This window comes from Nostoc sp., from assembly GCF_041747015.1.
Classification (GTDB): domain Bacteria; phylum Cyanobacteriota; class Cyanobacteriia; order Cyanobacteriales; family Nostocaceae; genus Nostoc.
Genome location: NZ_JBGTFY010000410.1, coordinates 1 through 12647, shown reverse-complemented (window position 1 = coordinate 12647; position 12647 = coordinate 1). Strand labels below are relative to the sequence as shown.

The following is a 12647-nucleotide window of genomic DNA, read 5'->3' as shown; positions in this document are numbered from 1 at the left end:
ATCAATTAACAATTAAGTTTTTTGAGCGTGCCAATAGTAAGGTACAAGCAACTTTTTTCGCTTTTCTTGTTCTCGTAATACATACGCGAACAAAACATCTTTGACTTCACCTCCTATCTCCCCTTAACCGAACAGTATTGCGTAAACGCTCACAATCGGCACATGAATGAATCGAAACCAAAGATTCTTAGTGCTTTAGGTTATCTTGTAAGGCAATACAGAACGGAACTGGGAATTTCTCAAGAAGAACTAGGATTACGGGCTAACTTAGACCGCACATATATATCTGGTGTGGAACGCGGAGTCAGAAATCCTTCCCTCACTGCTCTTGTAAGTCTTGCAGGTGGCTTGGGCATAAGTGTTTCCCTTCTTCTTGAAAATCTGGAAATAGAAGCCGATAAATTAACGTGAGTAACAGCTTAGTAGCAGAAATTAAAGCGCAACTTAAAGTCTTTAATATGCTGTCAGATCAAAAATGGCATTGTCGTGAGCATGAAGGAAAGGCTATTGCATCAGGTCAGTATGCAGGTGGTGGTGGAATCCAAGGACTAGAGCGTGGAAACAAACAGCGTGCTGGTCTTGTGATCGAAACAGAGAGCAAGTATTGTGAATTCTGCGGCAAGAAAACAAAGTGAGATTGTTGGATAGGAGAGATAAAATCAGCTAATTCTGCATCTAATATACCAGCTTCTTTAGTCTAAAGAATTCTCCAAGTTTATTCATATACAGATACAATAGAACAGAGACAAAGAGGAAAGCATGAGCTAGTTATTGATCATAGGTTTCCAATGGAGCGTTGGGGAGAAAGTGAGTCACCACACCTTACTTCTATGAGCGAAACCGAAATCAAGAAAAAGTTTCAATTGCTGAATCAATGAATATTTTGTATGCATCGGAGTTATTTTGATCTAGTTCTCTTTTGATACGTTCATAACGTCCTAATTTTGGTTTTTTTTGCTTTATATTAGAGTGATTCTCCTCGTTAGGAAAAAAAGAAAGTTGGGTTCCTGGCATTTTTTGTTTGATATTGATGTCTGCTTTATTGTGACATATAGTCTACAATACACCAAATATGACAGACTTTTTTTAGAAACCCACAAAAGCGATGTCTACGACGGGCTACGCCTACGCTTAAAACTTATCCTCACAACTAACAGGTGATAACTGATAACTTGCTTTTTCCGTCTCCTGTACTTGCTGTTGTTCCTTCAATGTTTCTAGTTGTGCTTCTAATTGCGCTTTCACTTGATGACGGAAGCTGAAGAAGTGTTCACCAAAGTTCAATGCTACGAGGTAATCATACAATCAATGCGGTTTTTGGAGAGCGATCGCTGCTAATCTTACTCCATTAAGCATGAACCATTAAGTACTGACCGTTCCCATTGTATTCACCATCGCAACTAGCAAAATTCCGAACAAACCATATTAAATAAAACCTCCATATCCGGCGAAACTTGGCATAATCCATGCCATAATTCAAGTCTTTGATTGTTACCTGGTTCTTGTCAAAATTATTTAGCCATTGGGCAAATGTTTTAGAGTAATTGGAACCGTTGAGATACCATTTTTCAATTGTTTTGAGGTCTTTATTCCGGCTAGGAACTGCATTGTAGTTCCAATACCTACCGTGGGGAAAAATGTATTTGTGCGTGAAAGCGCTGGATATATTATTAGGGGTACGGACTGTAATTATATGAATAAAAACCTTGCCATTATCTTTCAACAAACTTGCTAATTTTTGAAAAGAGTTAGTTAAATTACCAACATGACAAAAAACGCCAATCGAAAGGATTTTATCAAACTTTGTCTCAAATTTTGTATCATTTAAATCTCCTTCATACAGCGTGAATCGACCTGAACTGAGGTTGCTTTCAGGATCTTGCATCTTCTGGCGCATATATTCACATTGCTCATGGCTCAAATTCAGACCGACAAATTTGACATTGGGGAATTTGGAAAGAATGTAATTTGGCACACATCCCCAACCACAGCCAAAATCTAAGATATTGTCTCCATCTTTAATGTCTAACTTCTGAATCACATCTTCGATCATGTGTATCTGAGATTGCTCAAGGTTTACTGCTCCTTTTTCCCACAATCCCATGCTGTACTTAGGATAAATGAGTTTGCCGTCGCCTAACATCTTATTCAGCATCGCTTGAGGCAAATCATACTGAATTTTCATTAGATCCCGTGGCCCTTCAGCAAGATGATCCGTTTCTTTTAGTACCCATTCATAAGGTGCTAAAAGAGCAGGAAAGTACTTAAAAAAGACGGGCATACAAGTATCAAAAAGAGATTCTAATATTGGATCAGGAACTTCTAATCCATTGATATAAGCCTCAGCTACCGCCATTTGGATTGTGTTAACTACTTCTACAGCCCCACGCGTTGCTGTATACGCTAATGGGGTTTTAATATTCATATCTCCTACTAAAGGTATATATTTTTCTAGAGACTGTAGTGTATCAAGAGAAACCATATTTAAACTCCCAATTTCCTTTCAGTATTCAGCTATACTATGAATAGCAAAATTAGGGTAAAAATTATATTAATTTTTAAAACTGTCTATTGTAATATAAATTAAATAAAGTTCAATAATATTTATGGAAGTTTGTAACACCCAAAAGTTAATTCGCCAAGCAGAGTATGCAAAAACATTGCGTCCCCTACTTCCTGCGGAAGCATTTCTTCCCGATCCAAGTAAATTAGTGATTCTATTAATTAATTGGGCAATTTTGATTTTAGGCTGGGCGATCGCATCTTATTTAGATAGTTGGAACTTCTATCTTTTATGGCTTTATTTGCCTTTAGCTATAGTCATGGGTAATAGTGTTATCGTCTTGCTATTTAGCTCCCACGATCTGATGCACGGTAGCGTAATTAAAAACTCCCATATAGTCAGAATTATTAGCTTGCTAGGGCTAGCGATGTTGTGGATGCCACCCACATTGTGGAAAGCAGTACATAATCGAGAACATCATAATAAAACTAATTCCTTGGCTGATCCCGATCGCAATTATTTATACAAGCAGCCGAAAACTTGGGGTAAATGGATTCAAAATGTATGCGTGCCTTCTGCGGAGGTCAATCCTATCGGTTTAATACTGGGAATGGCAACCGCATGGGGAACACATAATTTTCGGAATTTGACCTCTGTGCTATTCTTTAATCGTGAATCTGTGAGTTTTGTTCCTGCTGCTTTTACAGTTAAAACTAAAGAGCGTTGGTTAATCGCAAGTGAACTTTTTACAATTTCCATGATTCATTTGAGTATTTTGATATATCTACAATTTAATTTCCTAAAAATCGCGTTGAGTTACTTTTTGCCTATTGGAATTGGTTATGCTGGAGTAATATTTTACATCTATACAAATCATATGCTTTGTCAGATGACAAGCGTTAACGATCCACTTATTAATAGTATTTCTCTGCGTGTTCCTCAAATCTTTGATAAATTGCATTTAAATTTTTCTCATCATACCGAACATCATATTTTTCCAGGAATCAACTCTGACTATTATCCCCTAGTGCAAAAATTATTAAAGATACACTATCCTGAACGTTTAAATTTATTGGATGCCAAAGATGCTTGGAACTTGCTTATGGAAACACCAAGGCATTACAAAAATGAAGATACATTTACCGATTGGTCGGGAGAAAAATCTGTTCCTTGCGCTATCATCGAGAATTACAAAATTAAGTAAGCTCGACTTTATCCATTTTTTTCGCAATGTGATACTCCTGCGGAGTCTTTGCCCGAACGCTATCGCTGAAACCTTTGTGGGACAGTAGTTTTACTTTTTTAACTTCATCGGTAATCTGTGATATGGAAAAAGTATTTGCGAAAAAGCCAGGGTTTTTGCCGGACAAGGAAAACTGAGTTCTTAATTTTGGATACAGTCAAGCTAAGAGTCAACTCTAATATTTCAACGGCGAGTTGCACTGGAAAATGTCAAAATTAAATGAGTTTTGCGTAGGCGCGTTGGCGTTGGTATAGCCTCTCGTAAAGATAGAGAAGCTGCTTATCGCCAGACATCGCCACTTTACTAGCGCGGATTTGAGATAACTAAGTTGAAATTTATGGGCAAGCAACGTGTTCTTTCTGGAGTTCAACCAACCGGCAATTACCATCTAGGCAACTACTTGGGAGCCATTCGCAACTGGGTAGAAGGTCAGAGCGAATACGAAAATTACCTTTTTGTGGCTGATTTGCACGCGATTACAGTGCCACACGACCCAAAACAGTTGGCAGATGATACCTACACCCTTGCTGCTCTCTATCTAGCTTGTGGTCTTGATTTAAATCACTCCACCATCTTTGTACAATCCCACGTTTCAGCCCACAGTGAACTCACTTGGTTACTTAACTGCATTACACCTCTCAACTGGCTGCAAGATATGATCCAGTTCAAGGAAAAGGCACTCAAGCAGGGGGAAAATGTGAGTGCAGGCTTATTGGATTATCCGGTGCTGATGGCAGCTGATATTTTGCTTTACCAAGCGGATAAAGTGCCAGTGGGTGAAGACCAAAAGCAACACTTGGAATTGACACGAGATATCGCAGCTCGATTAAATCATCAATTTGGGAAACCAGATCAACCAGTTCTGAAGCTACCAGACCCTTTGATTCGTAAGGAAGGCGCAAGGGTGATGAGTTTAGCGGATGGTACACGCAAAATGTCGAAGTCTGATCCTTCAGACTTAAGCCGAATCAGTTTGCTAGATTCACCAGAACAGATTGAATACAAGATTAAGCGTTGTAAAACTGATCCGATTCGTGGGTTGACTTTCGACGATCCAGCGCGTCCAGAGTGTAATAACTTGCTAACGCTGTATACATTGCTTTCTGGTAAAACGAAGGAAGATGTAACGGTTGAGTGTCAAGATATGGGCTGGGGGCAATTCAAGCCATTGTTGACAAACACGATAATTGAGTCTCTGAAACCAATCCAAGAACAATATCAGGCGATAACGGCGGACAGAGGCTATTTAGAATCTGTGTTGCGGGATGGAGGAGAAAAAGCTAGAGCGATCGCAAATCAAACTCTGTCACAAGTAAAAGCTGCTTTAGGCTACTCTCTTCCTCTATAAGTTCTGCCGTTTCGGTGTGATTTGCTATACCATTTAAGAAATTGAAATCCTTAATGTTATGCATCACACCCATAGCTCCACAGCTTTCAAGAGAGCTGTACAAGCAGGTGAATTTCTAGTTACCGCCGAGGTAGCACCTCCGAAAGGGGGAGATCCAGGGCACATGATTCAAATGGCGGCGACTCTTAAGGGAAGGGTTCATGCTGTCAATGTTACTGATGGTAGCCGCGCAGTGTTACGGATGTCTTCGTTACTAGCGTCGGTGATTTTGTCACAAAACGGTATAGAGCCAATTTGTCAAGTTGCTTGCCGCGATCGCAATCGCATTGGTTTACAAGCTGATTTGATGGGCGCTCATGCCTTGGGCGTACATAACATTTTAGCCCTGACTGGCGACCCAGTAAAAGCAGGCGATCATCCAGATGCCAAAGCAGTGTTTGATTTAGAAGCAGTGCGACTGCTGCAACTAATTCGGAAGATGAATCAAGGCGTTGATTCCAACGATAAACCCTTGACTGATGGAGCGTTAGATTTATTTGTTGGTGCAGCAGTAGATCCACAATGTAAGAGTTGGTCGGGTTTGCAAAGTCGATTTGAACGCAAAATAGAAGCCGGAGCGCAGTTTTTTCAAAGTCAGTTAATTACCGATTTTGAGCGACTAGAAAAGTTTATGGACACGATCGCCTCTGGCTATAAAAAACCAATATTAGCAGGAATTTTTCTGTTGAAATCGGCAAAAAATGCCCAGTTTATTAATAGGTGTGTTCCGGGTGTAGATATTCCTCAGCATATTATTGATCGATTGGCAAAAGCTAAAGATCCCTTTGAGGAAGGGATGAAAATTGCCGCCGAGCAAGTGCAAATAGCGCGGCAATTGTGTCAGGGTATCCACATGATGGCAGTAAAGCGGGAAGATGCGATCGTACCAATTTTAGATATGGCTGGGGTTGCTCCAGTCAATCAGTTGGTATCCAAGTAAAGAAGATAACGAATCTTTTATTAAAGCAGATGGGAACAGCCATCTGCTTTTTTATGATGAAATATGGATAATATACCCAAGCAGAAGGTGTTGCACATCTAGATCAGGTGGCAGAAACAGGCAAGCGCTCGCAGCCTATATCTAATTAGGGGGCTTTGGGTTTAACGAACTTGAGGGTCATGCGATCGCTCTCTCCAATGGTAAGTATATTTCAATACATCGGAAGTACCTTGCAAAAGTAAGTTATACCATTTGAGATTTTAGATGCATCCAATTTCCTGATACAGCCCCAAGCAAAGGAGTGGAGAGTAAGAAAATGCTTTTTCCCCACTCTCCACTCCCAACTCCCCATTTTCATAAGAATTTACCCAAGCGGTTGATTCTCATCACATTGACGTGAATACTGCAATTCCAACTCATTTTGCCGTTCTCTGCCTCCTCTATACACATTCGGGCAAAACTTAGTGTTAGCACTCATACAATCCATGTGTGGCGTTTTAGCACATACCACAAGTAGTCCACCCAGAACAAACAACAATCCACAAATTGCCAGCGTATTAACCCAATAAATTTCCAGCGCTCCGTGAACTACTATCTCTCGCAGTAAAGATACAATTGTTACCTCAACTGCCACTCCCACGGAGATACTATGTTCTTGCAAATAGACCATTAACAATCGAAATAACTCGACTAAAATCAACACAAATAGTATTTTTGCAGTCACATGTTTATAGTCTAGCGGCTGCATGAGGGCGATCGCTATCCCCCACAATTGGATCAGCATGACGGCGAACAAACCCAAACACAAGACAATCACAATTAAGTCTTGGAAGGCTTCCATGTTCCGAACAATTGAGTGCCGATCAAGCCAACGATCGCTAAATAAAAATCGACTTTTCTGGCGCTTTTGCATGTACATTTCATTCCAATCTGGACAAGTTCAGACAACACCAGCGAGTCAACCCAATAGTTTTATATTATGCAATATTAAGCTTTTGCGCCTCAGCGAGGTTGGTAATTTAAATTTTGTGCTTGTTGCAACAATTGCTCGGCATTTTTTGCCCACTGGGGATTACTCTGAGCATTGTATAAATCTCTAGCAAATTGCAATACTTGTACTGCATCTCCATATTGCTGTAACTGCATAAAAACTAACCCTGCACCATAATAAGCATTGGGATAGTTAGAGTTAGCTTCGGCTGATTTTCTAAAAGCCTCTAATGCTTCTTGTGATTTGCGTTGGTTAAACCAAATGGAACCAAGATTATAGTAAGCTTCTGGATACTTTGGATTAATTTTTACTGCCTGATTAAAGGCATCTCTGGCTTGATCGAGTTTACCTTGTTGGAGATAACACATCCCCAAATGGTAAGGAGGTTCTGGGGCATTTTTGCTATATTCTATGGCTTTTTTAAAAGATGCGATCGCTCGCTCACAATCTCGTTGCTGCTCTCGTACTAACCCCAAGTTATAGTGGCCAAATCCTAGTTTTGGATCAAGTTCTAGGGCGCGTTGCAAATAATCGTTAGCTAATTGTAAATTATTGCCTTCTAACAACGCTCCGCCTAAATTAGCAAAAGCTGGAGCAAATTTAGGATCGGCTTGTGTCGCTCGATAAAATGCGTCCGCAGAGGGTTGTAATTGTCCCGTTTGTCGGAATGCTAACCCTAAATTATAGTGCGCTGCTACCAATGTTGGATCTAATTTAGTTGCTTGTTTAAAGGCTGCGATCGCATCTTGTACCTTTCCCGCCTGAATTGCCTGTAAGCCTTGGTTTAACCAGTCTATGCCAGTTTTAGCTTTAGATTGTGCTAGTTTTAAGGCGACACAAGGAGAGGGAAAAGAAATGTTAACAACCAGCAAAGTTAAACTTACTAACCCTGCTATGCCATATTTAGAGAATGATAATCTCATTGATTTTGTGACTTGCAACATTTTCAGTTAAATTTACTTCATAAAAAGTTTGTTACAAAAAGTTTTAATTTGCCATGAAAGTTTATAACAATTAACTTTTCTTAAGCTAAATCTTACAACAGGCTACAATTTTTTTAATTTTCAATTAAAGAGAGGATAATAACAAATTAAAGAGGGGGTAAATTTGACTACAGAGAACCATTTTTTATCCCTGATATATACAGCCGAATAATGCGGTTAAGAATAACTTACCGCAAGGGAGGTTTTTATGAACGAAAAAGTAAAATCGGGTTCGCGGAACGTTGCAATTGTCGGGCCTTATTTAAGTGGAAAAACCACTTTACTAGAAAGCTTGTTATTTGTCACAGGGGCAATTTCCCGCAAAGGGAGTGTTAAGGATAGCAATACAGTAGGAGATAGTGCTGCCGAGTCGCGCGATCGCCAGATGAGTGTAGAAGTAAGCGCCGCTAGCACTGAGTATAACGGCATTCGCTTCACTTTTCTTGACTGTCCGGGAAGTATAGAATTTGCCCAAGAAACTTATAATGCCTTAATGGGAGTCGATGCAGCAATTGTAGTTTGCGAACCCATAGGCGAGAGAGTTCTCACCCTTGCCCCTCTATTTAAATTCCTAGACGATTGGGAAATTCCCCACCTCGTCTTTGTCAACAAAATGGATCGGGCAAATATTCACGTTTTGGAAACGTTGCACGCCCTGAAAGCAGTATCTGGCCGTCCCTTGGTAGCGCATCAATATCCCATCATGAACGGGGAACAACTCACTGGCTTTATCGATATGGTGAGCGAACAGGCATATAAATATCATCCAGGCGCACCTGCTGACCCCATTCCCTTCCCCGAAAGCTTAAAAGAAGAAGAACATACAGCACGGGCAGAAATGCTCGAAGCCATAGCAAATTTTGATGACCACTTACTAGAAGAACTTTTAGAAGACATCGAACCACCCCAAGAGGAAATCCTCAAAGATTTAAAAATGGAATTAGGGGCAGATTTGGTAGTGCCCGTTTTCTTTGGTATAGCAGAACAAGATTATGGTGTTAGACCTTTATTAGAAGCCTTATTAAGGGAAGCCCCCGAACCAGAAACCACCGCAGAACGCCGCTTAAAAAACATAAAAGGTGATGCCCCTCTAGCGCAGGTATTAAAAACTTACTACACTCCCCAAGGTGGCAAACTCTCTCTCGTGCGTGTTTGGCGGGGCAAATTAACTGATGGTATTGTCCTTAATGGCATTCGTACTGGTGGAATTTACCGCCTCATGGGACAACAACAGCACTTTGTTAACGAAGCTGATGCTGGTGAAATTGTCGCATTGAATCGTTTAGAAGGAATCAAGACAGGCGATACAATCTCCACAGAACAGGATTCGGCAATAAAATTACCCAAAGCTGCACAGTTGGAACCAGTTTATGCTCTGGCCATTACACCAGAAAAGCGCAACGATGAAGTTAAACTCAGCAGTGCCATCACCAAGTTGTTAGAAGAAGACTGTTCACTTGCTTGGGAACAACACGGCGATACTCACGAAGTAATTCTTTGGGGTCAAGGCGAAATTCATTTGCAAGTCACCCTAGAGAGACTGCGCCGCAAATATAATCTGCCGATGACAACCCACTTACCGCAAGTGCCTTACAAAGAAACTATCCGCAAAACAGTGGCTTCAGTTCATGGGCGCTACAAGCACCAAAGCGGTGGTCATGGACAATTTGGTGATGTTTTTCTGGAAATTAAACCCCTACCACGCGGTACAGGTTTCAACTTTAATGAAACCATTGTCGGCGGTGTGATTCCTAAACAGTACATTTCTGGTGTAGAAATGGGCGTGCGGGAATTTCTGACACATGGGCCTTTGGGCTTCCCAATAGTGGATTTGGCGGTAACTTTGACTAATGGTTCATACCACAACGTTGATAGTTCCGAACAAGCCTTTAAGCAAGCTGCGCGATTGGCAATGCAAACGGGGATACCCCAAGCGGAACCTACCTTGTTAGAACCAATTCTGCGGGTGGAAGTGACCACACCTAGCGAATTTACCTCCAAAGTGCTGCAACTAGTGAGTGGTAGACGGGGGCAAATTTTAGGCTATGAGGGCAGAAACGATTGGCCGAGCTGGGATAATGTCTCTGCATACTTGCCACAAGCAGAGATGCATAACTTTATTGTAGAGCTGCGATCGCTCACTCTTGGCGTTGGTTCTTTCCACTGGGAATATGACCATCTTCAGGAGGTGCCGGAAAAACTTGCTGAACGTGTGATTCAAAATAATGGTAATGGCAACGGCAAGTAATTTTAGATTTTAGATTAATCTAAAATCAACACTAGCCTGGAACTTTAAGTTTCGGGCTAATAACTAGTTTTGAATAAATCGTTGTTAGTCTATATCTTCTTCAGTAAGACCTGCATCCTTCAACAGTCCTTTGAGTGTTCCAATGGGTAAATCACGATTGCCATGAACAGGAATAGAGAGAATGACACCTTTATTGGCATAAATATGGTGACTGCCAGTAATCCGTTTCAGGTTCCAGCCATACCGTTCAACAATTTTACATAAGGCTTTACCAGAAACAGATTTCATAGAGATATTTCAATCAACTGTTTATCCGGTTCAAGTTCTTCCTGCTGGCTAGCAACTTCAAGCCAACCCTGAATCGCATCTTTAAGCATTTCTAACAAGTGTTCGTAGCTTTCTCCCCATGTGTGACACCCTGGTAGGGCTGGTACAGAAGCACACCACACATCGTCTTCTTGCCAGATAACGGCTTTGATTTTCATGATAAATCTGTTGCAGTGTCGTGTTTTACATCTTAGCGCAATTACATTTGAGAGTTGCGTAGGCTTTGCCCGCCATAGGCATCGCTCACTCTTGGCGTTGGTTCCTTCCACTGGGAATATGACCATCTTCAGGAGGTGCCAGAAAAGCTTGCCGAAGGCATCATTCAAAGTAATTGTAACGGTAACGGCAAATAATTTTAGATTTTGGATTAATCTAAAAATCAACACTAGCCGGAAACTCAAAGTTCCGGGCTAATAACTAAAGTCCAATTGTTAGGGACTACCAAAAAATAAATCATCAAATCTTATTTTATAGTGTGTATTAACGAAGTAACGCACTATCTTTCTAATCTGTCACGGTGCGTTAGCCAGAGGCATAACACACCCTACAAGTTGGATATTTTTTTAATTAAAAGTCCCTTAACTATAGGAATCCGGTTTGAATTTTGAAAACATACTGAGGCTTAAATGCAGATCCAGAAAGGATTTATCTCTAAAATCCGTTCATAAATCAAATAGGAGTCCTATATCTAAGAAAGCTTCACACTTAACCCAGAGTTTGGGCCATTAGGTAAACCCAAGGCTGTATCAATGCCTAGATTAACTCGAAGATCCTCCAGTAATTTTTCTGCTTTTACTTTCGTTCCTATTTTTGCTTGTGAATTAGGACGAGGATTCATTACAGCTTTAGCACGGTAAACTTCAAGGTCAGATATTCCATCGTCCAACGCTCTGAGACATAAACCACGAATATAAAAACGGTTAAATTCACCTTCTGCTAGTGTTTCAGCAGCAGTTTCAGGAATTTTTACAGTTGTATATCCACCCTGCTTTTTTCTTTGCTCTGTTAAGTTGATTCTGCCATTTAAGGACAGTTGTTGAGCAAACCAAGCTTCATCATAGCTAGTAATAGCTTCTTTAAGTAAATTCACATAGTCTTTTCCGCCAATTTCACTCAAGCGCTTGCTAATGTATAGTTTGGAATTAGTAATATCTAGCTCAACTTCAGACCTAATAAATGGGCGTGTTCTCTCATCCAAATTTTCAAACAACATAATTATTAAAATGAAAATGGTTCCACTAAATATAAAAACTTTTCTTTACATAAAAAACAGTAAAAATACGCAAAAATACTATTTTCAAAATTTTAGTGATTAGTAATGGCAACATTTCAATTGCAACAATTAAGTGTTCCGCCGGGACATAGAGTAATACTGCACGATGTTAGCTGGCAAGAATTTGAAGCGATTTTAGAAGAACTTGGCGATCGCCGAGCCTCTCGATTGGCTTACAGTCAGGGAACCTTGGAGATGAGAATGCCATTACCAAAGCATGAGAAAGCCAAAGTCATCATTGGGGATTTGGTAAAAATTATGCTGGAAGAGTTAGAAATTGACTGTGAAACATTTGGCTCTACAACCTTTAAACGTGAAGATATGGCTTTTGGTGTAGAGCCTGATGACTCTTTCTACATTCAAAATCATGCTCAAATGATTGGTAAAGAGCGAATAGACTTAACGGTTGATCCGCCACCTGACTTAGCAATTGAAGTTGATGTTACTTCCAAAACTCAACTGGATGCTTACGAAGCATTGCGAGTTTCTGAACTGTGGCGATATGAAAATAGCAAGCTACAAATTAATATTCTTCGAGATGGCAAATATATTGAGTCGGAAGTTAGTTCTACTTTTCCAAACTTGTCTATTGTTGAAGTAATTCCCCGGTTTGTCGAACAGAGTCGAACTTTAGGTAGAAGTCCAACGCTTAGAGAATTTCGTCAATGGGTAAGAAAGCAAATCAACCCAAACTTAACGTAATCCCTGCTCTTTTAACAACTCGTTCACCCAAGCTAAATCAACTTCTTCAA

Annotated in this window: 14 protein-coding genes; 7 read left to right on the top strand and 7 right to left on the bottom strand. The window is 40.4% G+C overall.

Going from position 1 to position 12647, the window contains the following annotated elements; translation table 11 throughout:
* Window positions 1-162 precede the first annotated feature (162 nt).
* Together ACEW80_RS32145 and ACEW80_RS32140 are read left to right on the top strand one after the other, a co-directional pair.
* Window positions 163-411, top strand: coding sequence for a helix-turn-helix transcriptional regulator (locus tag ACEW80_RS32145; protein ID WP_334947086.1), 249 nt, complete (start codon window positions 163-165; stop codon window positions 409-411).
* Window positions 408-635 (top strand): hypothetical protein, encoded by a 228-nt coding sequence (locus ACEW80_RS32140; RefSeq protein WP_373530494.1) that lies wholly within the window; start codon window positions 408-410, stop codon window positions 633-635. The genes ACEW80_RS32145 and ACEW80_RS32140 overlap by 4 nt, the downstream gene beginning before the upstream one ends.
* Window positions 636-1131: 496 nt before the next feature.
* Here ACEW80_RS32140 and ACEW80_RS32135 read toward each other — a convergent pair whose 3' ends face one another.
* On the bottom strand, window positions 1132-1284 hold the full coding sequence (locus ACEW80_RS32135) for a hypothetical protein (RefSeq protein ID WP_373530493.1): 153 nt from the start codon (window positions 1282-1284) through the stop codon (window positions 1132-1134).
* 64 nt (window positions 1285-1348) lie between these two features.
* A complete protein-coding gene (locus ACEW80_RS32130) occupies window positions 1349-2482 on the bottom strand; it encodes a cyclopropane-fatty-acyl-phospholipid synthase family protein (RefSeq protein ID WP_373530492.1) in 1134 nt (377 codons plus the stop codon).
* A gap of 124 nt (window positions 2483-2606) precedes the next feature.
* On the opposite strand from ACEW80_RS32130, the gene ACEW80_RS32125 reads away from it, so the two are divergent.
* The 3 genes from ACEW80_RS32125 to ACEW80_RS32115 all read left to right on the top strand — a co-directional run bounded on the left by ACEW80_RS32125 (window position 2607) and on the right by ACEW80_RS32115 (window position 6073).
* A complete protein-coding gene (locus ACEW80_RS32125; RefSeq protein ID WP_373530491.1) occupies window positions 2607-3707 on the top strand; it encodes a fatty acid desaturase in 1101 nt (366 codons plus the stop codon).
* Window positions 3708-4083: 376 nt separating this feature from the next.
* Window positions 4084-5094 carry a tryptophan--tRNA ligase gene (trpS, locus tag ACEW80_RS32120; protein ID WP_373530490.1) on the top strand — a complete coding sequence of 337 codons (1011 nt, stop codon included), beginning with the start codon at window positions 4084-4086 and terminating at the stop codon, window positions 5092-5094.
* A 58-nt stretch (window positions 5095-5152) separates the two neighbouring features.
* Window positions 5153-6073 carry a methylenetetrahydrofolate reductase gene (locus tag ACEW80_RS32115; RefSeq protein ID WP_373530489.1) on the top strand — a complete coding sequence of 307 codons (921 nt, stop codon included), beginning with the start codon at window positions 5153-5155 and terminating at the stop codon, window positions 6071-6073.
* A gap of 364 nt (window positions 6074-6437) precedes the next feature.
* On the opposite strand, the gene ACEW80_RS32110 is transcribed toward ACEW80_RS32115, so the two are convergent.
* Both ACEW80_RS32110 and ACEW80_RS32105 read right to left on the bottom strand, forming a co-directional pair.
* Window positions 6438-6992: a phosphate-starvation-inducible PsiE family protein gene (locus ACEW80_RS32110; RefSeq protein WP_373530488.1), complete on the bottom strand. Its 555-nt coding sequence runs from the start codon at window positions 6990-6992 to the stop codon at window positions 6438-6440.
* An 83-nt stretch (window positions 6993-7075) separates the two neighbouring features.
* Window positions 7076-7987: a tetratricopeptide repeat protein gene (locus ACEW80_RS32105; protein ID WP_373530487.1), complete on the bottom strand. Its 912-nt coding sequence runs from the start codon at window positions 7985-7987 to the stop codon at window positions 7076-7078.
* A 268-nt stretch (window positions 7988-8255) separates the two neighbouring features.
* Between ACEW80_RS32105 and ACEW80_RS32100 the strand changes: the two genes are divergently transcribed.
* Window positions 8256-10295, top strand: coding sequence for an elongation factor G (locus tag ACEW80_RS32100; protein WP_373530486.1), 2040 nt, complete (start codon window positions 8256-8258; stop codon window positions 10293-10295).
* Between the two features lie 84 nt (window positions 10296-10379).
* Here ACEW80_RS32100 and ACEW80_RS32095 read toward each other — a convergent pair whose 3' ends face one another.
* From ACEW80_RS32095 to ACEW80_RS32085, 3 genes are all read right to left on the bottom strand, one after another.
* The gene (locus ACEW80_RS32095; protein WP_292804740.1) at window positions 10380-10583 is read right to left on the bottom strand and encodes a type II toxin-antitoxin system HicA family toxin; all 204 of its coding nucleotides are present in this window, start codon (window positions 10581-10583) and stop codon (window positions 10380-10382) included.
* Window positions 10580-10780 (bottom strand): type II toxin-antitoxin system HicB family antitoxin, encoded by a 201-nt coding sequence (locus ACEW80_RS32090; RefSeq protein WP_334693120.1) that lies wholly within the window; start codon window positions 10778-10780, stop codon window positions 10580-10582. Before ACEW80_RS32090 ends, ACEW80_RS32095 begins: the two co-directional genes overlap by 4 nt.
* A gap of 530 nt (window positions 10781-11310) precedes the next feature.
* Window positions 11311-11835, bottom strand: a complete 525-nt coding sequence (locus ACEW80_RS32085; protein WP_373530485.1) for a hypothetical protein — start codon at window positions 11833-11835, stop codon at window positions 11311-11313.
* 105 nt (window positions 11836-11940) lie between these two features.
* On the opposite strand from ACEW80_RS32085, the gene ACEW80_RS32080 reads away from it, so the two are divergent.
* Window positions 11941-12597 carry a Uma2 family endonuclease gene (locus ACEW80_RS32080; protein WP_373530484.1) on the top strand — a complete coding sequence of 219 codons (657 nt, stop codon included), beginning with the start codon at window positions 11941-11943 and terminating at the stop codon, window positions 12595-12597.
* Window positions 12598-12647: the final 50 nt, after the last annotated feature.

Excerpts from the sequence above, each read along its gene's own strand:
- ACEW80_RS32145 (WP_334947086.1), top strand. The coding sequence starts at position 163 with ATGAATGAATCGAAACCAAAGATTCTTAGTGCTTTAGGTTATCTTGTA.
- ACEW80_RS32130 (WP_373530492.1), bottom strand. The coding sequence starts at position 2,482 with ATGGTTTCTCTTGATACACTACAGTCTCTAGAAAAATATATACCTTTA.
- ACEW80_RS32125 (WP_373530491.1), top strand. The coding sequence starts at position 2,607 with ATGGAAGTTTGTAACACCCAAAAGTTAATTCGCCAAGCAGAGTATGCA.
- trpS (WP_373530490.1), top strand. The coding sequence starts at position 4,084 with ATGGGCAAGCAACGTGTTCTTTCTGGAGTTCAACCAACCGGCAATTAC.
- ACEW80_RS32115 (WP_373530489.1), top strand. The coding sequence starts at position 5,153 with ATGCATCACACCCATAGCTCCACAGCTTTCAAGAGAGCTGTACAAGCA.
- ACEW80_RS32110 (WP_373530488.1), bottom strand. The coding sequence starts at position 6,992 with ATGTACATGCAAAAGCGCCAGAAAAGTCGATTTTTATTTAGCGATCGT.
- ACEW80_RS32105 (WP_373530487.1), bottom strand. The coding sequence starts at position 7,987 with ATGAGATTATCATTCTCTAAATATGGCATAGCAGGGTTAGTAAGTTTA.
- ACEW80_RS32100 (WP_373530486.1), top strand. The coding sequence starts at position 8,256 with ATGAACGAAAAAGTAAAATCGGGTTCGCGGAACGTTGCAATTGTCGGG.
- ACEW80_RS32095 (WP_292804740.1), bottom strand. The coding sequence starts at position 10,583 with ATGAAATCTGTTTCTGGTAAAGCCTTATGTAAAATTGTTGAACGGTAT.
- ACEW80_RS32090 (WP_334693120.1), bottom strand. The coding sequence starts at position 10,780 with ATGAAAATCAAAGCCGTTATCTGGCAAGAAGACGATGTGTGGTGTGCT.
- ACEW80_RS32085 (WP_373530485.1), bottom strand. The coding sequence starts at position 11,835 with ATGTTGTTTGAAAATTTGGATGAGAGAACACGCCCATTTATTAGGTCT.
- ACEW80_RS32080 (WP_373530484.1), top strand. The coding sequence starts at position 11,941 with ATGGCAACATTTCAATTGCAACAATTAAGTGTTCCGCCGGGACATAGA.